Source organism: Actinomadura coerulea, from assembly GCF_014208105.1.
Lineage (GTDB): Bacteria > Actinomycetota > Actinomycetes > Streptosporangiales > Streptosporangiaceae > Spirillospora > Spirillospora coerulea.
On sequence record NZ_JACHMQ010000001.1, the window covers coordinates 4,866,463 to 4,887,186 of the forward strand.

Sequence of the window (20,724 nt, forward strand, 5' to 3'; positions counted from 1 at the left end):
GCCGCTCCAGGTCAGCTGCGGTCTTGGGCTATGGTCCAGCGGCCGGACGTCGCGCGGGGCACGGGACGGCTTCCGGGATCACCTCCGGAGGGGAACACCGCTATCGCGACGTACACGTGCTGGCCCTTGCCGAGGCCCTTGGGCATGGCGCCGGTGACGTACTGGGCGCCGCTGGTGGCCAGGGCGTCGGCGCGGGTTTCGGACCACGTCCCGGACGACTGGCCGTCCTCCCAGTCGTGGACCTCGAACCGCATCTGGTACTCGTCGCCGGGGCTCATCCCCTCGACGCCGACGATGGCGGTGATGTCCGCCCACGTCGAGAGCGGAGCCACGTAGCCGGGATAGCCGTCGGGATGGTCCTTGTCCGGCTCGGAGTGGCAGTCGGCAGGGTCGGCGTGGGTGACGTCCCAGTTGAGGACAGTGAACTTCCCCCACGCCAGAGTCTGGGGCCTGGTCTTGCCGTAACTGCTGCGGATGGGCACTTCGTCCTCCTCATGGGACCCAAGGGCCAGCGCCTTCAGCTCCGCGAGTGAGCCGCGGAAGGCGTTGGCATCGCAGTGGCCCGTGATGCCCGGCACCGAGCCGCTGGACGAGTACTGCAGGATCGACATCGGCTCCCCGCCGTACGGGGTCCAGAACGAGGCGGGGACCTTCTGGTAGAGGGCGGCCGGGGAACCGGAGCCGGAGACGTACCGCGACTGCCAGATCGTGTCGAAGAAGCTGAGATCGGGCCGCCCCTGCTCCTCCCAGTACCAGCGCGGGAAGTAGCCGATGACGGGATGCCCGCCGGTGCGGCTCTTCACCTCGGCCACCCATGCCCTGGCCGTGGCCGCGTCGGCGCCGGACGCCTCGACGTCGAGGGCGAGGGCAAGGCGGGACACGTCCCCCGCCCGGTCCAGGAAGTAGCGGGCTTGCGCGGCACCGTTGCCGCCATGCAGGAAGTGGTAGCCGCCGGGCACGAAGTCGGCGCCCAGCGCGAGCGTTTCGGAGCGGTTGTAGCTCCAGGTCGGATTCACGTAGGTGGTCGATTCGGTGACCTTGGAGAACGCGAACCGGACCCCCGAGGCGTGGACTCGTTGCCAGTCCGGCCTGCCCTGGTAACTCGCCACATCGACCCCGTACAGCACGACGGCTCCTCCCCCGGCCCGGCACCGTGGACGGTGCACGATGCAGGAACCATGAGAGAATTTACTCTGCGCAATCGCTTGGTCACGATCGCTCATACGGGAGGAAGTCATAGCGAGACGGACCGTCAAGGACCTCCCTCGCGGCCCCGGTCCCGGTTCGCCGGCGGATGGTTCATGGGCGTATGGACCCGGCGTTTCATCGTCGAGTACCCCGCGCGAGTACGGCTGGTCGGGGTGCACTGCAAATCCTGGGGGCTACCTGGCCCTGCGGCGCCGGTTCCCCGCCCAGGCGGGCTTCCCGCCCGACAGCGGCCCGATGCCCGCCGATTGATTTCTTACAAGCCCGGCCGCTCCCGAGACGAAATGATCAGCAGCGAGGAAGCGAAGAGACCCGAGGGGGACCCGTGGGCACAGTGATCTTGCACAGCGTCATGTCGGTCGACGGCTTCATCGCCGACGACAGGGACCAGGTCGGAACGCTCCACGACTGGTACTTCGACGGGGACGTCCCGATCATCGGAGGCGGCGACCAGGAGTACGACCACTCCGGGAGCGGAGGCGGCGTCAGGGTCTCCAAGGCGTCGGCGGAGTACGTCCGGTCGACGTGGGCGACGATCGGCACGATCGTGATGGGCCGCACCCTGTTCGACCTGGTGAACGGCTGGGAGGGCCGGCCGCCCGCGGGCGACCACGTGGTCGTGGTGTCCCACCGGCCGAAGCCCGAGGGCTGGCACCCCGAGGCGTCGTACCACTTCGCCTCCGACGTGACGGCCGCGATCGAGAAGGCTCAGGAACTCGCCGGGGAGCGGACCGTCGCCGTGAACGCCGGCGACGTGGGCGGACAGATCCTCGCGGCCGGTCTCGTGGACGAGGTGGCGATGGACGTGGTGCCGGTGGTGTTCGGGACGGGCAAGCGCTTCTTCGGAGGCGTCGACCGGCAGCATCTGCTGGAGGACCCCCACGTCGTCATCCAGGGCGAGCGCGTCCTGCACCTGAGGTACAGGGTGCGCCGCTAGCCTCCGGGCGAGCCGGAATGCGCCGATCCCACCGCGAGCGGCCCCCCAGTGCGCCTAATGGCCGACCAGCATGGCCGGACCGAGCGGGGCCCCGACCGCCGCGACCGTCTGAGCGGCGACGGCAAGGACCGGGATCGCCCTGTGGCGATGCTCACACGTGCGCGTCCGCGGCGGACGCCCGGTCGGGGGGCGCCTCGTCCCGACGCCCGCCCGACAGCCTTCCGCGGCCCACACCAAACGGAACTCTTGACTGACCCCGGCGTCATTTTGACTGCATCGCACGTCGTCTGCGAATAAAACGGCGGGCGGCCCTTCGAAAGGAGAAGAAGGGCCGCCCGCCGCTCCAGCGCGCCCCCGCCGACGAGGTGCCTAATCTCGCCGCGTCATGGAGGGGCTTACACCGGTCATTAATTCTAGCGTGCCCGCCCGATCCCCGGTTATTCTGCGTCTGCAAACCACAGACAAGAGCCACCGGCTCTCTGTCGCCTAGGCGCGACAAGGAGCCGGGACGCCTACCCGACTCCTTGTGCGCCTTTTCGAAAGGAGAAGGCACTGCACGCAAGGAAAGACGGTGGGCGACAGCCTGCCGCACCCTCACCCTCGGAGGGCGCGGAGACCTTCATGGTCTTCGCACACCACCGCTCGGGCTCCAATTTCTTCGGAGATGTCCTGGAGGCCCACCCCGCGGTGGCGTGCCTCAACGAACCCCTGACGATGCACACCTCGGTGTTCCTGCCGAGGGACCTCGTCCGGTGGAGCGCCGACGAGTACAGCGGCGACATCCTCCACCCGGAACTGGCGGGCATGTCGACGGCGGTGGACTTCCTCGAGTCCCTCGCCGGCTACACCAGCCAGCCCGGTCGGGGCTTCAAGGAGACCCTCGGGTTCGAGAAACTCGGCTGGCTCGACCGGGTATTCCCGGGCCGACGAGTCATCCTCTACGTTCGCGATCCGCGAGCGGTCATCAATTCGGTGCTCTCCAGGCCGTACATGCTGAAGAAGTGGGGCTATCGCACCACCATAGCCCGCTACCAGCACCTGTATGGTGCGGAGATCCCGTTCCGCCTCGAGTACGAGACGCCGCTGGACCAGCTCATCAGTTCCTGGCAGGTCCGGTGGTACGAGGCCCAGCGGTACGTCGCCGAGTCGCGTCAGCGCCCCGGCGCCCTGCCGGTGACGCTGCTTCGATTCGAGGACCTCATGGCCGATCCGGAGGCGGCACTGAGAAGGGTGATGCGATCCATCGGATCCGACGTCCACCCCGATCAGCTCCGGTTCGTCGAGCAGAGCCACAGCGGCCCGTCACGGGGCGGCGATTACTCGACCGTCCGTGACCCGCAGAAGGTGCTCAACGCTTGGCGGACCAGGCTGGCCGCCGACGACATCGACCGCATCAGCAGGCGCCTGCGCCGCGAGATGGAGGTGCTCGGGTATGAATGAGCTCATCACCGCCTACCGGGCGGCCGCTCGTCCGATCCCGGCCGCACCGGGCGTCTCGATGGTGGCTCTGGGGGCGACCCCGGTCACCAACGAGATCGCTCTGGCCATCCTCAACGCGGGGGCCCTGGACAACGGGGACCGGCTCGGGGCTTACCGCTTCGTCAACGTCCACAACCCGGAACTGCCGCTGCAGTGGAACCTCGAAAGGGGCTACCACCTCGTCGACGACGAGTACAGGCGTCACCCGGTCGTGGCCGTCAGCTGGCGCGGCGCCCAGGCCTTCGCCGCCGTTCTCGGCGGTCGGCTGCCGTCCGTCCACGAGTGGGAGTACGCGGCGTCCTACGGGGAGCTGGTGCGCTACCCGTGGGGCGACGGCGAGCCCACTCCGGACCTCGCCAACTACGGCGAGCACTACGGTTCCACCACGAACGTCGGGAACTTCCCGGCCAACCGGTGGGGCCTGTACGACATGGCCGGCAACGTCGGCGAATGGTGCGCCACTCGTCCGACCGACACCGCCGCGGAGTTCGACCCGACCGCTGAGTACGCGGTCAAGGGCGGCTCCTGGAACAAGAGCGAGAACCAGCTCCAGAACCAGGTCTCCCGCGCCAAGTGGGGGGCCGTCGGAACGGTCGGCATCGGCTTCCGGGTCGCGTTCGACTGATCCATGAGTGAGAGGGTGGGGACCAACCGGTCCCCACCCTCGTTCTGGTCATACTGGCGACGGTCCGGCAGGCCGGTGAGGAGGAGGTTGCGCGATGGCCCTCAGACTGACCCCCGGCGGTCTGCTCACCGCCGCCGACGAGGCGCGGATCGCCGAGCTCGCCGCGATGGACGACGAGGCGTTCACGACGGCCGTCGAAGACCATCTGCGGCTGCTCACCGAGGACTCCCGGCGGCCCTTGTGGGCGCCCGCGCTGGCGCCGCGGACCCGCGACGCGCTGGCGCGGCTGGCGACGAGCCCGGGCGGAGGCCGGGCGAAAGGCCTGGGCGCCCGCGCCCGTGCGGAGCACAACCTGATCAGCGCCGCGCTCGCCCTCGCGGCCGAGTCCTAGGCTCAGAGGCCGATGTTGCTCTTGGGGCCCATGTAGGAGCCGGCGCCGGGGAAACCGGCCCTCGCGAGGTCGACGAACCGCTCGCCGAAACCGAGCGACACCAGGTCGCCGAGGCTGACGAACTCGACGCCGCGGATCGGGCGGGAGTCCGCCGTCCCGGCCACGACCCCGGCCGTGCCGCCTACGCGGCGCGCCTCGAAGGTGATGTGCAGGACGTGCGCGTCACCGCGAATGTGATCGCAGACGTACAGCAGCCGGCCGGCCTCGACGTCGACACCGGTCTCCTCCCGCATCTCCCTGACCAGCGCGTCGGCCAGCGGCTCGGCCTCCTCGACCTTGCCGCCCGGCAGGGACCACGACCGTCCGGTGTCGGTGTCCTGGTCCAGCAGCAGAATCCGGCCGTCCTCGATGACGATCCCCGTAACGCGAACTTCCACGCCGGCAACCTACCGTCGCCGGCGGCGCTTCGCAGTCGTCAGGTGGGCGCACATGCGAGAAGCCGCCGACCAGAACGTGTCTGATCAGCGGCTTCTCGTGTAGTGGAGGTGGCGGGAATCGAACCCGCGTCCTTCGGTGAAGGGTCAGGGCTTCTCCGGGTGCAGCCTGCTTAGCGTTTTCTCAGCCCCGGCGCTCACGCAGGCGTGTCGCCGACGGGCTCAGTCGCTGTTCGATTTCCCTACCGGACCCGCGACCGGACCGGTAGGTGAAGTCTCCTTACGATGCCAGACCCCGGGACGGAGACACTCCCGGGCTGACAGAGTTCACTCCTCGCCTAGGCGGCGAGGGCGAACTCAGACTGCTTCTTGTTGGCAGTTATTGGTTTGCTGTCACAGGATTTACGAGGTCACGACAGCAACCCTCGACCCGCTTCCCCTGACTCGAACGACCGAAGTCGAAGCCGGTCACCCCCATGTTCAGTTGTCAAAGCGTCCGTCCGAGGACGTCCGCACGATGACGCTACAAGGATAACGCGTGCCGGGGCAACGTGATTCCCTCCCGGACACACGTGAACCCCGGTGGACGCGAACGGTGTCGCGTCCACCGGGGTCGACCGGCAGGGTCGGGCCGGTCCGGACGGCAGAGCCTCCCCCGAGACGAGGCTCTGGTCTCATCACGGCGACTGAGTCCGCAACCCCCCAAGCGGTGGCTCAGTCACCCGTAAAGACGCACGCGGGGGGCGGGTTGGTTGCGTCCCGTCCGTAAAGAGCCGACAAAGGAGCTAGCCGCCGAGGAACTTCGCGGCCAGCGCCGGGGTGTTGACGACGCCCTCGACGGCGATCGCGAAGGCGCGGTCGCCGCTGTAGCCGACGAACCAGGAGACGGTCTTGGAACGGCCGCCCTCGTTGTAGGTGGTGAGGGCGGCGACGCCGCCGACGTCGCCGGAGACGCGGGCGCCGCGGGCGTTGCCCCGGGACGCGGTGCGGCTCAAGGTCCTCTTGAGGTTCGAGATCGACTCCGACGGCGGGCTCTGGGCCTGCGGCGCCTGGGCCGTCGTGGACGGGTCCTTGAGGACGTAGGGCGGCCGCCAGGTGCCGCTGTACGCGGCGGCGGCCACCATGGCCATCGCCAGCGGGCTGACCTGGACGGCGCCTTCTCCGACCATGGCCGCGGCCTTGTCGCCGTCGTTCGCGGGCACCGGGACGGAGCCGGTGAAGGCGGGGACGCCGAGACCCCAGTTCTTGCCGATGCCGAGCTGGGCCGCCTCCCGGACGAGGGTCTGGCCGTCCACCTTGCCGCTGAGCTGCGCCAGCGTCGTCTTGCAGGACGCGGCGAAGTGGTTGGCGAAGGTGCTGCCGGGGCGGGCCGCGTTGGTGAACGTCTTGCCGCCGACGGTGACGGTGCCGGGGCAGGTGGTCTCGGTGGACTGCTTCATGCCGGCCTGGGAGAACAGCGCCAGCGCGGACACGATCCCGAACGTCAGGCCGGGCGGGTAGTGGCCCTCGAAGGCGAGGTTCTGGCCGCCCGTGCCGTGGTTGGCCACCGCGAGCACCTCGCCGGTGCTGGAGCGCACGGCGACCATGGACGCCGGGAACCGCAGGGCGGCCAGCGCGTCGTCGGCGTGGCGCTGGTAGGCGGGGTCGAGGGTGGTCTGGACCTGCTGCGGCTCCTGGCCGGGCCAGGAGCGCAGTTGCTCGGTGCTCTTGCCGGTCTCGTCCTGCGCGACGACGCTGACCGTGGGCGTCCCGGCGAGGCGGCGCTGCTGGAGCAGCTGGATCCCGCTGACGCCGATCGTGTCGCCCGGCTGGTAGGGCGCGCCGACCTGCTGGAGCCGGTCGGCGGTGGCGGGGCCGAGGTTGCCGATCAGCTCGGGCGCGTACGCGGGCGCGATCGGCGCGCGGACGCCCTGGAACTGCAGCCCCGGGATGTGGGTGAGCCGCTGGATCAGCGCGTTATGCGTGGGGACCTGGAGGGTCAGCAGCGGCAGGTACGTCTGCGGCGGGGCGGACCGGACGCGGCCGAGGAGGCGCTCGGAGTCCAGCCGCCGGCCACCGTCGATCTTGGTCTGCCTGGTGAGCTGGTCGATGGTCTTCTGCGGGTCGGCGAGCTGCCCCGGGAAGACCCCGACCTGGTAGGCGCCGATCTCGCGCAGCGCGGAGCGGCCCGCCGTGTCGGTGATCGGGGAGCGCTTGGGCACCTGCGTCACCACGGCGAGGCGCTGCCCCGGCTTCAGCTTGGTGTTGATGATGGACGGGTCCCAGACGACCTTCCACTTGCCGCCGACGCGGCGCAGGTGCATCAGCCCGGGGTACTGCCACGGCTGCCCGTTCTCACCCAGGTCGATCTTCACGGTGAAGCGGGCGTCGGCCTCGTCGCCCTTCTTGACGATCTGGTCGACGTCCGTGCTCTCGACCTCGGTGCCGAGCGACAGCCGCAGGGACGCCGCGTCGAGCTGCTGCCGGACGCGGCCGAGCGCGTCCTCGACCTGCCTGCGGTCGGCGCCGACGGTCCGCCCGGCCGCGGCCTCGTAGTTGCCGACCTGCCAGGCGATGAGGAAGTCGCGGACGGCGGGCATCGCCGACGGCTCGGCCCAGCACCCGGTCGTCATCGTCCCGACCAGCGCGCCGCAGGCCGCCAGCGCGACCGCCCGGCGCCGCGCGGGTGAGAGCAGCGGCGTACGGGCCCCGGCACGGGCCCGCCTCCGGCCTCGGTTCGTCATCGACACCCTTCACCGTCTCCTGAACCGGGCCGCCGCAGCCTTCTGCATCTCCCGCTCGGCTTCCCGCTTGGCGATGGCCTGGCGCTTGTCGTAGGACTTCTTACCACGGGCCAGGCCGATCTCGACCTTGGCCTTCCCGTCCTTGAAGTACAGGGAGAGCGGGATCAGCGTCCAGCCCGGCTCCTCCGACTTCGCGATGATCTTCTGGATCTCGCGCCGGTGGAGCAGCAGCTTGCGGCGCCTGCGGGGCGCGTGGTTGGTCCAGGTGCCCTGCGTGTACTCGGGGATGTGGACGTTCTCCAGCCACACCTCGCCGTCGCGCACGTGCGCGAAGCCGTCGGCCAGGGAGGCCCGGCCGGCGCGCAGGGCCTTCACCTCGGTGCCCATCAGCACCATGCCCGCTTCCCACGTGTCGTCGATGTGGTAGTCGTACCGGGCCCGCTTGTTCTGGGCGATGAGCCTGCGCCCGGTGTCGTTCTTCCGCCCGGTGTCCCGTGCCACGTCCTCAGTCCTCAAGTCCCGCGTCGTCGTCTTCAGCCCGGCATCGTCGCGTCGAGGCCGTGCAGCACCGTCCGGGCGCGCCGCTCGGCCGCCTTGGCGGGGCGGTCGGCGGAGACCTCCACGTCGGGTTCGATGCCGACCCCGTCGAGGTTACGGCCGCTCGGGGTGCGGTAGCGACCGACGGTCAGCTCGACGACCGACCCGTCGTCGAGCCGGAGGGGTTCCTGCACCGAGCCCTTCCCGTACGTACGCGATCCTACGATCACCGCGCGGTCCCGGTCGCGCAGGGAGCCCGCGACGATCTCCGCGGCGCTCGCGGTGCCCGCGTCGACGAGCACGACGAGCGGGGTCCGGTCGTCGCCGGGGGCGGTGACCGTGCGCCGCTGGACGGGCCTGCCGCGCGGCTCGTAGGTCACGACCGGGCCGTCGGCCAGGAACGCCGACGCCGTCTCGACCGCCTCGTCCACCAGCCCGCCGGGGTTGCCGCGCAGGTCGAGCAGGACGCCGCCCTCGGGGCGGCCCGCGGGCGAGCGCCCGGTCACGGCCGCGCGGACCTGGAGGCCCGTCCCGCGGGTGAAGGCGCCGACCCGGATCATCCGCGCGCGGTCGGGAAGCTCGGTCACGGTGACGTCCCCTCCGGAGACCTTCGTACGGACGAGGTGGAATCTCCTGGTTCGACGCTCGCGCTCCACGGTGAGTTCGACCATCTCGTCCGGACGTCCGCGCAGCGCCTCGGCGACGCGCGAGATGTCCCAGCCGGCCGCGGAGGCGTCACCGACGCGGGTGACGACGTCGCCGGCCCGCACGCCGGCGCGGGCCGCGGGGGTTCCGGGCTGGACGCTCGCCACCAGGACGCGGGAGTCGCCGTCCTCGCTGCCGAGCCACAGGCCGACGCCGCTGTAGCGGCCGGTGAGGCGGCCCTCGACGTCGTCGTACTCGCGGGCCGAGTAGTAGTGCGCCCACCGGTCGCCGAGCCCGCGCAGCATGCCCTCGATGGCGGCGCGGTCGAGCGCGCCGCGGTCGACGGGCCGCGCGGCCCGTGCGCCGATCTTCGCGGCGGCCTCGTCCAGGACGGAGCCGCCTCCGGCGACGGCCGCGTGCCGCCCGGAGCCCGAGCCGCTCACGACCCCCGCGCCGTAGGCGCAGACGATCGCCGCCGCGATGGCCGTGCCGCGCAGCACGCCGCCGCCCCGTCTCCCGCTCAGCGGGGACACGGGCGCGACGGGGGCGCGGAGGGGGTCATGCGGCCAAGTGTAGGGCGGTACCGGGGCCCGGATCCGGCGGTTGGGCCGGATCCGGCGGAAGCGTCAGATTCGCAGGTATCTGCGCAGGGTCAGGAACGAGGAGACGGCGCACAGCAGGACGCCGAAGCAGATCGACACGATGATGACGAGGATCACCACGCTCCAGCCGAGCTGGCTGACGAGCTGGACGTCTCCCGCGAGCCGGTCGACCAGGAGTTTCTTACTGAAGATCAGCAGCACCGACGCGAACAACCCGCCGATCAGCCCGGCGATCGCGCCCTCCAGGATGAACGGCAGCTGGATATAGGTGTTGGACGCCCCGACCAACCGCATGATCCCGGTCTCCCGGCGCCGGTTGAACGCCGACAGCCGGACGGTGTTGCCGACCAGCATCACCGCGGCTATCACCTGGATCAAGGCGATCGTCAACGCGGCGACCTGCAACCCGTTCAGGATCCGGAAGAACCGTTTCAGGATCTCCTGCTCGTTGATGACCGAGTCGACGCCGGGCTGGTTGAGCATCGCCTGCGCGACCGCCTTGTACTCCTCCGGATTCTTCAGCTTGACCCGGAACGAGTCGGGGATGTCGCCCTCGCGGGTGCTCTCCACGAACCCGGGCGAGCCGGCGAAGCGGTCCTTGAAGCGGGCGTAGGCCTGCTGCTTGTTCTCGTACTGGACATCCGAGACCTGCGGCATCTTCGCCAACTGCGCCTTGAGCGTCTCCCGCTGCTGCTCGGTGACGTCCTGCTTCTGGCAGACGGGATTGGAGCTCGTCTTCGCGCACAGGAAGATCGAGACCTCGATCTTGTCGTACCAGTAGCTCTTGGACGCGGAGACCTGCTGCCGCAGGAGCAGCCCGGTGCCGAAGAGCGCCATGGCGATGGCGACGGTGATGACGAGGGAGATCGTCATCGTCATGTTCCTGCGGAGACCGATCCAGATCTCCTGGAGAACGAACTGTACGCGCATGCCTCGCTGTCCTTGATCGCCGTTGCTGGGCCGGGAGCCGGGGCGCCGCGGGACGCGGCGCGGGCGGCTTCCTTTCGGGCACCCCTCTGGGTTTCCTACGACCCGGCGGGAATCGATGGTTCAGATGTCAGTGCGCCCGTGTCGGCACGCCTGTGTCGGTACGCCTGTGTCAGCACGCCCGTATCAGTACGCCTGGCCGTACACGCCGCGGGACTGGTCGCGGACGACGCGGCCGTCCTCCAGCTCGACGACGCGCTTGCGGAAGGCGTCGACGATGGCGGCGTCGTGGGTGGCCATCACGACGGTCGTACCGGTCCGGTTGATGCGGTCCAGCACCTTCATGATGCCGATCGAGGTCGCGGGGTCGATGTTCCCCGTCGGCTCGTCGGCGAGCAGGATCATCGGGCGGTTGACGAACGCCCGCGCGATGGCGACGCGCTGCTGCTCGCCACCGGACAGCTCGTCCGGCATCCGGTGGGCCTTGCCCTCCAGCCCGACCAGGTCGATGACCTCGGGGACGACCTTGCCGATGAAGCGCCGCGGCTTGCCGATCACCTCGAGGGCGAACGCGACGTTCTCGAAGACGTTCTTGTTGGGCAGGAGCCGGAAGTCCTGGAAGACGCAGCCGATCCTGCGGCGCAGGTGCGGCACCTTCCAGTTGCTCAGCCTGCTCAGGTCCTTGCCCGCCACGTGCACGTGACCCTGGGAAGGACGCTCCTCCTTCAGGACGAGGCGCAGGAAGGTCGACTTACCGGAGCCGGACGGGCCCACCAGGAACAGGAACTCGCCCTTCTCGATGGCGACGTTCACATGCTGCAGGGCGGGCCGGTTCTGGCTCGGGTAGACCTTGGTGACGTTGTCGAAATGGATCACGGCTGCATCACGGCGGTTCGCTGTAGGGGTTGGGGAGCGGGCCGGCCCGCGGCCACGGAAGCCTCCGTGACCCCTTGCCTGCGCCGCCCGGCTTCACGGCCAGGTGGGACGCGGAGCCTTCGAGCAGTGTAGAGGGGAGAGGCGACCACCTCGTCCCACTCCCAGTGGTACGGGCGCCCGGGGCCGGCACCGCGTCCGATCAGTGCGTGACGTCCGATCAGTGCCATGTGAACCGTCTCCCGACGTCCGGCCGATTTATACCGTCTAGCCCCCGGACTTGCCGGAACGACCATACAGTCCGGCTACGCTGGATGATGGCGAAAGATACCTAATAGGTGGACGAACGACCGGACAGGCCGACGCTTCCCGCACGGACCGCGTGCCGTTGTCGGAGATTGGGGCCCACGACATGAGCTGCGAACATCTCATCTGCGCCAGGTGCTCGAACCCGGTGGTGGAGGGACGCTGCCCCACCTGCCGGGAGGCCCGCTCGGAGCTGCACGACCACGGCCCCTCCGTGCCGCCCGCCGTCGTCCTGGCGATCCTCGTCGCGCTGCTGTTCGCGGCGCTCGTCCTCCAGCGCGTCTACGGCTGACCGGGCCCGGCGCCCCCGCGGCGTCACGGCTTCTTGATCGGCGGCGTGCCCGCCTTGGTGACGGCGCCGTCGTCGGCGACCATGTGCGCCTTGGCCTGCTCGGCGCCCTTCCGGGCCTTCGGCGGGTCGAACGCGGCGAAGTGCAGCGTGGCCGTGGTGTCGACCTCGTTGCCCTCGACCGTCCCGTCGAGCAGGTGCTCGGCCTCCTGCGGGATCTCCGGCTTCGGCGTGCCGGGATCCTTGGCGATCAGCGAGGCGTTGCGGAAGAGCGAGTAGATCACCAGCCCGCCGCCGTGCTCGGTCCGCAGCCCGAAGTAGGGGAACGGCGTCGCGGTGTAGACGGCGGTATAGGTGATGTCCTTCTTCTTGGCCTTCTTCCTCGCGCGCTTGGCGTCCTGGTAGAAGCCCGTTGTGACGGCGTTGGACCGCATCACCTTCGCGGCGACGCTGCGCGGCCCCTCGGCGGCGATCGTCGCCTGGATCCCGCCGACGTCGCGGGGACGGATCAGCACGGACGCGTCCTCCGCGCTCATGGCCGTCGCGTACCCGGCGGCGTCGACCGCGACCTTCGGCTCCTTGGCCTTCTCCTGGAGGAGGGTCGCGAGCGTGAGCTTCCAGTGGTCGGACGGCCCGCGCAGGATGAAGCCCATCAGCGCCCTGCGCTTGCTCTTGGGCTCGCCCACGACGGAACGGTCGACCGACACCACGAACCACTGCGGGTAGGCGGCGTCCCTCAGCTTCGGCACGTAGAGCTTGGGGCTGCCGTAGACGAAGCGCCGAACCGGGTCGCCGTCGTAGGCGGCCTTGCGGAACTCCGCCGCGGTCAGCTGGGACTGGCCGTCGGACGTCCACGTCAGCGCGAGGCGTTCGTCGCCGGCGGCCCTCGCCACGTCCTCGTCGGTGACGTAGGAGCGGAACGCCCGGTCGGCGACCTGAGGGGTGAGCGCCACCGGCACGGGCGGGGACGTCTCGGGCATGCCGGCGGTCGGCCGCGCCTCCGTCTTGCCCTCGGCGCAGCCCGCGGCGGCGAGCAGGGTGAGCAGCACCGCGGCCGCGACCACCCGCAGGAAGCTGTGCAAAGACCCGTCCCCCGGACCGAGAATCCAGGGCCGGCCGCCCTCGGCCGACCTCCTCGGCCCGTGATTCTGCCACCCGCATGGTATTGGCCGGACCTCCGGCCGCCCGCCGCGAGGCGATAAGCAGTGCGGGACGGCGATAGGCTCGGACCGTGGCAGGCATCGAACCCGAAGAACAGCTCAAGGAGCTCGCCTCGACTCTGTCCAGCATCGAGCAGGTGCTGGACCTCGACACCATGCGCCGCGACATCGCCGAACTGCGCGAGCAGTCGGCCGACCCCGACCTGTGGAGCGACCAGGAGCGCGCGCAGGCGGTGACGCGCCGCCTGTCGTACCTGGAGAGCGAGCTGAACCGGGTCGAGGGCCTGCGGCAGCGGCTGGAGGACGCCGCCACGCTGTACGAGATGGCCCGCGAGATGGACGACGCCGACACGCGCACCGAGGCCGACGAGGAGCTGGCGGCGCTGCACAAGGCCGTCCAGCAGCTCGAGGTGCGCACGCTCATGTCGGGCGACTACGACGCCCGCGAGGCACTCGTCACCATCAACGCGCAGGCCGGCGGGGTGGACGCGGCCGACTGGGCCCAGCAGCTCCAGCGGATGTACCTGCGCTGGGCCGAGCGGCACGGCTACCCGACGGAGGTCTACGACACCTCCTACGCCGAAGAGGCCGGGATCAAGTCGACCACGTTCGCCGTGAAGGCCCCCTACGCCTACGGGACGCTGCGCGGCGAGCACGGCACCCACCGGCTCATCCGCATCTCCCCGTTCGACAACCAGGGCCGGCGGCAGACGTCGTTCGCGGGCCTGGACGTCGTGCCGGTGGTGGAGCAGAGCGACCACGTCGAGATCGACGAGAGCGAACTGCGGATCGACGTGTACCGCTCGTCGGGGCCCGGCGGCCAGGGCGTCAACACGACCGACTCGGCCGTGCGGATCACCCACCTCCCGAGCGGCATCGTCGTGTCCTGCCAGAACGAGCGGAGCCAGCTGCAGAACAAGGCCACGGCCATGAACGTGCTGCAGGCCAAGCTGCTGGAGCGCAAGCGCAAGGAGGAGGCGGAGGAGCTCTCCGCGCTGCGCGGCGAGGGCACCACGAGCTGGGGCACGCAGATCCGCAACTACGTGCTGCACCCCTTCAAGATCGTCAAGGACCTGCGCACCGGCGTCGAGGTCGGCAACACCTCCGCGGTCCTGGACGGCGACATCGACGAGTTCATCGAGGCCGAGATCCGCTGGCTGCGCCAGCAGGAGAGCGCCTGATCCCCAGATCGTCCCCCGACGGTCCCCCACCTTTTCGCGCCGACTTTCGTGTTCGCAGAGTGATCACATGATCACTCTGCGAGGATGCCGGATGGTCCGGACCAACGTCGCCATTCGGGGGGCCTCATGGCAGCACGCACTCTCGTTCCTGTACTCCTACCCGGCCTGCTGGCCGCCGCCGTGAGCACCGGCTGCTCCGGCGCCGACCCCTCTTCCGCGGCTCCGGGGAAGCCGCAGGGGGCGCCCGCCCTCACCAAGGAGGAGGCGCAGCAGGTGCTCGCGTCCTTCGCCACCGGCATGAACCGGGCGGGCTACAAATTCAACGGCAGGGCGCTGCGCGCGGTCGAGACCGACCCGCAGCTCACCATGGACGTCGCCGCGCTCAAGCTCCGCCGCGCCGTCCGGCAGCGCCCGCCCAAGGTGTCCTTCTCCCACACGACCTTCTACATCCCGCGGCTGTCCGGCTACCCGCACTGGTTCGCCGCCGACACCGTCAGCGGCAGGGGCAAGCAGGCCCTGCGGCACGCCCTGCTGTTCACGCGGGCCGGGCAGAACGCGCCATGGCTGCTGGCCGCCGACCCGTACCCGTCCGAACTCGCCCTCGGCCGCGTCGCGCTCGACCCGCAGGGGTACGCCACCCCGGTCGACCCCGGTGCCAAGGACCTCGCGGTCGCCCCCGCGAAGCTCCCCAAGGCCCACGCCGCACTGCTCACCGACGGCCCCCGCGCCTCCGGAGCGTCCCTCCTGGCGGACGGGGCGAAGACCAGCGAGACCTACAAGGCGCTCAAGGCGGGAGAGAAGACCCTCGCCGGTCGCGGAGTCACCCTCTCGTCCCGCTTCTCCCCCGCCGAGTACAAGGTCTACGGGCTGCGCACCAAGGACCGCGGAGCCGTCGTCTGGTACGTCCTGAGACAGAACGAGGCATACTCGGCGGCCCAGCGGGGCAGGCTGGCCGTGAGCGGCGACCTCGTCGGGCTCGCCCCGTCCACCACCGCCCGGACCCGCCTGGACACCACCGTCCTCGTGCAGTACCTGGCCACCATCCCGCCCAAGGGCCGCGCCACCATCAGCGGCATGTACCGCAAGGCCGTCACCGCCCAGGGCTCCTGAACCCCGTCGGGCGCCGGCCGGCCCGCCCCTCCTGACCGCTGCGGCGGACCCGGCCGGTGTCCGATGGTTTCTTGCTTTTTTCTCCTCCTTCGGGCGCTGGGCGCCCTCCATCGTCGATAAAAGCGGGCGATCGCTGGCATCGCTCCGACTCGCCCAGAGGCTCGCTGCGCGATCAGATTCTCGCTTCGCTCGAATCTGCCTTCGGACGCGATCGCGAGGGGTTGGGTTGTCGCGTGGTCACAGCGGTGCCCTCCTTCCTCGGGCCTTCAAGGCCCGAGGAAGGAGGGCACCAGGTCGACGACAGACCGCCGTGTATCGCCGCTTCTTACTCCGCTGGGAGAGAGCTGGAGGTGACCAGGGTGCGGATGGCGCCCAGGGCGACCGAGAGGGTTGCCAGGTCGAAGCTGTCGCTCTCCCAGATCTCGCTGAGGGTCTGCTGGGCTCGTTGGACGGCGGGCTTGTTCTTGTCCGCCCAGTAGATCATTCGCTCCTCGGGGTTGCCGCCCGGGTCGCTGGTGACGAGGACGTCGCGGGTGAGGGCGGAGTGCGCGGCGTACAGGTCGTCGCGGAGGGCGGAGCGGGCCATCGAGCGCCACTTGTCGTCGCGCGGGAGCGCGATGATGCGTTCGCGCAGGCGGGACAGCTGGAGGCGGTCCGCCAGGTCGAAGTAGATCTCGGCGACCTCCTCCACCGGGCGTCCCGTGTCGTGCGCGATGCCGACCACGTCGAAGGTGGAGTAGGCGGGGACGAACGCGGCGCACTGCTCGGCCAGCTCGTCGGGGACGCCCAGTTCGGCGAAGCCGTCGCGGCGCTGCTCGAAGGCCGTGAGGTCCAGCCCGACGAGCAGTTTCGACAGGTGCGCGCTCAGGGTTGCCGCGCCGCCGCAGAAGAAGTCGATCGTCTCCTGGATGTCGAACGGGGGCCGCCGGTTGTGCAGCAGCCAGCGGGCGCCTCGCTCGGTGAGCTTGCGGGCCTCCAGCAGCATCGCGACCTGCGTCGACTCCTCGACCTGGTGCGACAGGCTCTCCACCGAACGCCGGAAGCGCGGCATCTGGAAGACGTCGCGGGCGACGAGGTAGGCGCGGGCGATGTCGGACGAGGAGGCGCCCGTCTCCTCGTTCATCCGGAAGACGAACGTGGAGCCGCTCGCGTTGACCACGTCGTTCACCACGGCGGTCGTGATGATCTCGCGGCGGAGCGGGTGCCGGTCCATGTAGGGGCGGAACCGCTCGCGCAGGGGCGTCGGGAAGTAGTCGACCAGCCACGACTCCAGGTAGGGGTCGTCGGAGAGGTCGGAGGCGACGAGGTCGGCGTCCAGGGCGAGCTTGGCGTAGGCGAGCAGCACCGAGAACTCGGGGCTGGTCAGCCCGTGCCCGGACTGGCGGCGCTCGGCGAGGGCCTTGTCGTCCGGCAGAGCCTCCAGGCGCCGTTTCAGGCGGCCGTCGCGCTCCAGCTTGCGCATGTACCGGGCGTGGACGTGCAGCATCGCGGGCGCCTGCGCGCGGGCCGCGGCGAGCACCACGTTCTGCGCGTAGTTGTCGCGCAGGACGAGCCGCCCGACCTCGTCGGTCATCTCGTAGAGCAGCCCGTCGCGCTGCTTGCCGGCCAGCTCCCCGTCCCGCACCGCCTGGTCGAGCAGGATCTTGATGTTGACCTCGTGGTCGGAGGTGTCGACGCCCGCGGAGTTGTCGATGAAGTCGGTGTTGATCAGGCCGCCGCCGCGCGCGAACTCGATGCGGCCGAGCTGGGTCGCGCCGAGGTTGCCGCCCTCGCCGACGACCTTGCAGTGCAGCTCGGCGCCGTCCACGCGGACGGGGTCGTTGGCCTTGTCGCCGACGTCGGCGTTGTTCTCGGTGGACGCCTTGATGTAGGTGCCGATGCCGCCGTTCCACAGCAGGTCGACCGGCGCCCGCAGGATGGCCCGGATCAGGTCGAAGGGCGGCAGGGTCTTCACGCCGTCGCCGAGGCCCAGCACCACCCGCATCTGCGGGGTGATCTGGATCGACTTGACGGAGCGGGGGAACACGCCGCCGCCCTTGGAGATCAGCGAGGTGTCGTAGTCGGCCCAGCTGCTGCGCGGCAGCTCGAACAGGCGGCGGCGCTCGGCGAACGAGGCCGCGGCGTCCGGGTCCGGGTCGATGAAGATGTGCCGGTGGTCGAACGCGGCGACCAGCCGGATGTGCTCCGACAGCAGCATCCCGTTGCCGAACACGTCACCGGACATGTCGCCGATGCCGACGACGGTGAAGTCCTCGTTCTGGATGTCCTTGCCGAGGGCCCGGAAGTGGTACTTCACCGATTCCCAGGCGCCGCGGGCGGTGATGCCCATGCCCTTGTGGTCGTAGCCGACCGAGCCGCCCGAGGCGAACGCGTCGCCCAGCCAGAACCCGTACTCGGCGGCGACGCCGTTGGCGATGTCGGAGAACGTCGCGGTGCCCTTGTCGGCGGCGACGACCATGTAGGTGTCGTCGCCGTCGTGGCGGACGACGTTCGGCGGCGGGACGACCTTGCCGTCCACGAGGTTGTCGGTGAGGTCGAGCAAGCCGGAGATGAAGTCCTTATAGCAGTCGATGCCGGCCTTCTGCCAGGCCTCCCGGTCCACGGCCGGGTCGGGCAGCTGCTTGCCGACGAAGCCGCCCTTGGCGCCCGCGGGGACGATGACGGTGTTCTTCACCGCCTGCGCCTTGGCCAGGCCGAGGATCTCGGTGCGGAAGTCCTCGCGCCGGTCGGACCAGCGCAGCCCGCCGCGCGCGACCGACCCGAACCGCAGGTGCACGCCCTCGACCTTCGGCGAGTACACGAAGATCTCGTACGTGGGGCGGGGCAGCGGCAGGTCCGGGATGCCCGCCGGGTCGAACTTCATCGCCAGGTACGGCTTGTTCTGGTAGTGGTTCGTGCGCAGCGTCGCCTGGACGAGCGCCAGGTAGGACCGCAGGATGCGGTCCTCGTCGAGGCTCGCGACGTCGTCCAGCTTGCCGCGGATCTCCTCGGCGATGCCGTCGCTGCGCTCCTGCTCGCCGCCCTGCAGGGTCGGGTCGAGCCTGCTCTCCCACAGCCGGATGATCAGCCGGGTGATGGAGGCGTTGCGCAGCAGCACCTCCTCGAAGTAGCGCTTGGAGAACGCGGCGCCCGCCTGCCGCAGGTACAGGGCGTAGGCCCGCAGGATCATCGCCTGCCACCAGGTCAGGCCGACGTGCAGGACGAGCGCGTTGAAGCCGTCGTTCTCGATGTCGCCGCGCCACAGGACCGTGAACGCGTCCTGGAACAGGTCCTTGACGGCCTCTTCCGGGACGTCGGCGGGAGGCGAGTACCGCAGCCCGAGGTCGTAGATCCAGAACCGGCGGCCGTCGGAGGGGTTGATCTCGTACGGCCGCTCGTCGATCACCTCGACGCCCATGTTCTGCAGCAGCGGCAGCACCCGCGACAGGGAGATCGGCTCGCCCATCCGGTAGATCTTCAGCCGCCGCTCGCCCGGCCCGGCGCCGGCCGGCCCGTACAGGTCGATCGAAGTGTCGGCGGCCTCGTCGAGCGCGTCGAGGCGGCGCAGGTCGGCGACGGCGGTGCGGGCCGGGAAGTCGGCCTTGTAGCCCTCGGGGAACGCCTCGCCGAACGAGCGGCCGAGCGTTCCGGAACGTTCCTCCCCGCACTGCTCGACGATCGCCTCGGCGAGGTCGTCCTCCCAGGAGCGGGTGGCGCCGGCGAGGCGCTCCTCCAGCGCCGCGACGTCGATGTCCGGCAGCGGGCGGCCGCGCTCGCCGCGGACCACGACGTGCAGCCGCGCCAGGTTCGACTCGGTGACGTTCGCGCTGTAGTCGACGCTGACGCCCTCGAACGCCTCCTTGAGGAGGTCCTGGATGCGCAGCCGGACCTTGGTGGTGTAGCGGTCGCGCGGCAGGTAGACCATGCAGGACATGAAGCGGCCGTACAGGTCCTTGCGCAGGAACAGCTTCAGCTGGCGGCGCTCGCGCAGCCGCAGCACGCCGAGGGAGATCTTCAGCAGGTCGTCCACCGAGATCTGGAACAGCTCGTCGCGCGGGTAGCTCTCCAGGATCTCGATGAGGTCCTGGCCGTCGTAGCTGTCGGGGGTGAACCCGGCCAGCTCCAGCACCTCGTCGAGCTTGGGCCGCAGGACGGGGACGTGCCCGATCGACTCGCTGTAGGCGACGTGCGTGAACAGGCCGAGGAACCGGCGCTCCCCGATCACCTCGCCTGCCGCGTCGAACTTCTTCACCCCGATGTAGTCCAGGTACAGGGGGCGGTGGACGGTGGAGCGCGAGTTCGCCTTGGTGAGGACGAGCAGGCGCTTCTCCTTCGCCTTCTCGCGGACCTCCGGCGGCAGCGCGGCGAAGCCGGCGGACTCGCGCTTGTCCATGCGCAGGACGCCGAGGCCCGAGCCGGGCTCGGGGCGCAGCGCCGTGCCGTCTTCGGTGAGCGTGTAGTCGCGGTAGCCGAGGAACGTGAAGTGCCCGTCGGCGAGCCAGTCGAGCAGCTCGACACCCTCGCCGATCTCCTTCTCGGACAGCGGCGGCGGGACCTCCTGGATCGCGGTCGCGATCTCGTGGGCGCGGGCGCGCATCTTGGGCTCGTCCTCGACGGCGACCCGCACGTCCTGCAGGACGCGGATCAGGTCCTTCTCCAGCACGTCCAGGGCGGCCTGGTCGGTGGTGCGGTCGACCTCGAAGTGCATCCACGACTCGTCGACGTCGGCGTCGCTGTCGTTCTTGCCGCGGAACGCCCTGAGGTGGCCCGCGACGTCCCGGTCCACGCCCATCAGCGGGTGGACGATCAGCTGGGTGGCGAGCTGGTGCCGGCTCAGCTCCATCGTCACCGAGTCGACCAGGAACGGCATGTCGTCCGTGACGATCTGGACGACGGTGCGGCCGGGGTTCCAGCCGTCCGCCTCCAGCGTCGGCGTGAAGACGCGCACCTTCGCGCGCCCCTGCGGCCGCTCCTCGCCGAGCGCGCGATGCGCCATCGCGGGCCCGCAGACGGCCGCCGGGTCGCGCTCCAGCAGGTCCTCGCGCGCGACCTGCCGGTAGTAGAGGCGGAGGTAGGCGAGGGCCTCCTCCGCGTCACCGCGCGCGTCCGGACGCCGCGCGCACGCCTCGGCGGCCCGCCGGAGCAGGTCGTCCTTCGCTTGATCGAGCATGCCGCTCATCGACAATCTCCCCTTGAGACCCATCGCCACCTCGTTGTGGCGCCGCTCACTGCACGAGCGTAACCAGGAATCGCCGCAAAGCCGACCTGGTCCCGCGCATGGCCGACGTGGCCTATCCCACCTTGCCAGGGCTCGGGGTGA

General features: G+C 70.2%; 16 protein-coding genes and 1 other RNA gene. 7 read left to right on the plus strand and 10 right to left on the minus strand.

All coding sequences use genetic code 11. From position 1 onward, the window contains the following. Nucleotides 1-11: 11 nt before the first annotated feature. Complete coding sequence (locus tag BKA00_RS22325; protein WP_185027939.1) at nt 12-1,127, minus strand: glycoside hydrolase family 25 protein; 1,116 nt, start codon at nt 1,125-1,127, stop codon at nt 12-14. 404 nt (nt 1,128-1,531) lie between these two features. On the opposite strand from BKA00_RS22325, the gene BKA00_RS22330 reads away from it, so the two are divergent. The 4 genes from BKA00_RS22330 to BKA00_RS22345 all read left to right on the plus strand — a co-directional run bounded on the left by BKA00_RS22330 (nt 1,532) and on the right by BKA00_RS22345 (nt 4,638). After that, nucleotides 1,532-2,143, plus strand: coding sequence for a dihydrofolate reductase family protein (locus BKA00_RS22330; RefSeq protein ID WP_185027941.1), 612 nt, complete (start codon nt 1,532-1,534; stop codon nt 2,141-2,143). A gap of 621 nt (nt 2,144-2,764) precedes the next feature. Further along, nucleotides 2,765-3,583, plus strand: a complete 819-nt coding sequence (locus tag BKA00_RS22335; RefSeq protein WP_185027943.1) for a sulfotransferase family protein — start codon at nt 2,765-2,767, stop codon at nt 3,581-3,583. Further along, a complete protein-coding gene (locus BKA00_RS22340; protein ID WP_185027945.1) occupies nt 3,576-4,247 on the plus strand; it encodes a formylglycine-generating enzyme family protein in 672 nt (223 codons plus the stop codon). Before BKA00_RS22335 ends, BKA00_RS22340 begins: the two co-directional genes overlap by 8 nt. A gap of 94 nt (nt 4,248-4,341) precedes the next feature. Beyond that, complete coding sequence (locus BKA00_RS22345; RefSeq protein WP_185027947.1) at nt 4,342-4,638, plus strand: hypothetical protein; 297 nt, start codon at nt 4,342-4,344, stop codon at nt 4,636-4,638. A 2-nt stretch (nt 4,639-4,640) separates the two neighbouring features. On the opposite strand, the gene BKA00_RS22350 is transcribed toward BKA00_RS22345, so the two are convergent. From BKA00_RS22350 to ftsE, 7 genes are all read right to left on the minus strand, one after another. Next, a complete protein-coding gene (locus tag BKA00_RS22350; RefSeq protein ID WP_185027949.1) occupies nt 4,641-5,075 on the minus strand; it encodes an NUDIX domain-containing protein in 435 nt (144 codons plus the stop codon). A 100-nt stretch (nt 5,076-5,175) separates the two neighbouring features. Beyond that, nucleotides 5,176-5,548, minus strand: a transfer-messenger RNA (tmRNA) gene (ssrA, locus tag BKA00_RS22355). Between the two features lie 309 nt (nt 5,549-5,857). Beyond that, nucleotides 5,858-7,795, minus strand: a complete 1,938-nt coding sequence (locus tag BKA00_RS22360; RefSeq protein ID WP_230298667.1) for a penicillin-binding transpeptidase domain-containing protein — start codon at nt 7,793-7,795, stop codon at nt 5,858-5,860. Nucleotides 7,796-7,804: 9 nt separating this feature from the next. After that, on the minus strand, nt 7,805-8,296 hold the full coding sequence (smpB, locus tag BKA00_RS22365) for an SsrA-binding protein SmpB (protein ID WP_185027950.1): 492 nt from the start codon (nt 8,294-8,296) through the stop codon (nt 7,805-7,807). Between the two features lie 32 nt (nt 8,297-8,328). Next, the gene (locus tag BKA00_RS22370) at nt 8,329-9,510 is read right to left on the minus strand and encodes a S41 family peptidase (protein ID WP_230298668.1); all 1,182 of its coding nucleotides are present in this window, start codon (nt 9,508-9,510) and stop codon (nt 8,329-8,331) included. A 93-nt stretch (nt 9,511-9,603) separates the two neighbouring features. Next, nucleotides 9,604-10,509 carry a permease-like cell division protein FtsX gene (gene ftsX / locus BKA00_RS22375; protein ID WP_179846217.1) on the minus strand — a complete coding sequence of 302 codons (906 nt, stop codon included), beginning with the start codon at nt 10,507-10,509 and terminating at the stop codon, nt 9,604-9,606. Nucleotides 10,510-10,692: 183 nt separating this feature from the next. After that, nucleotides 10,693-11,382: a cell division ATP-binding protein FtsE gene (ftsE, locus tag BKA00_RS22380; protein WP_067453578.1), complete on the minus strand. Its 690-nt coding sequence runs from the start codon at nt 11,380-11,382 to the stop codon at nt 10,693-10,695. 409 nt (nt 11,383-11,791) lie between these two features. Between ftsE and BKA00_RS22385 the strand changes: the two genes are divergently transcribed. Next, entirely contained in the window at nt 11,792-11,977 is a 186-nt protein-coding gene (locus tag BKA00_RS22385; protein WP_149259206.1) for a hypothetical protein, read from the plus strand. Between the two features lie 23 nt (nt 11,978-12,000). On the opposite strand, the gene BKA00_RS22390 is transcribed toward BKA00_RS22385, so the two are convergent. Further along, entirely contained in the window at nt 12,001-13,056 is a 1,056-nt protein-coding gene (locus BKA00_RS22390) for a DUF8094 domain-containing protein (protein WP_185027952.1), read from the minus strand. Nucleotides 13,057-13,205: 149 nt separating this feature from the next. Between BKA00_RS22390 and prfB the strand changes: the two genes are divergently transcribed. Both prfB and BKA00_RS22400 read left to right on the plus strand, forming a co-directional pair. Then, nucleotides 13,206-14,315 carry a peptide chain release factor 2 gene (prfB, locus tag BKA00_RS22395; RefSeq protein WP_185027954.1) on the plus strand — a complete coding sequence of 370 codons (1,110 nt, stop codon included), beginning with the start codon at nt 13,206-13,208 and terminating at the stop codon, nt 14,313-14,315. 126 nt (nt 14,316-14,441) lie between these two features. Beyond that, a complete protein-coding gene (locus BKA00_RS22400; protein ID WP_185027956.1) occupies nt 14,442-15,425 on the plus strand; it encodes a DUF8094 domain-containing protein in 984 nt (327 codons plus the stop codon). A 325-nt stretch (nt 15,426-15,750) separates the two neighbouring features. On the opposite strand, the gene BKA00_RS22405 is transcribed toward BKA00_RS22400, so the two are convergent. After that, entirely contained in the window at nt 15,751-20,583 is a 4,833-nt protein-coding gene (locus BKA00_RS22405) for an NAD-glutamate dehydrogenase (protein WP_185027958.1), read from the minus strand. Between the last annotated feature and the right edge of the window lie 141 nt (nt 20,584-20,724).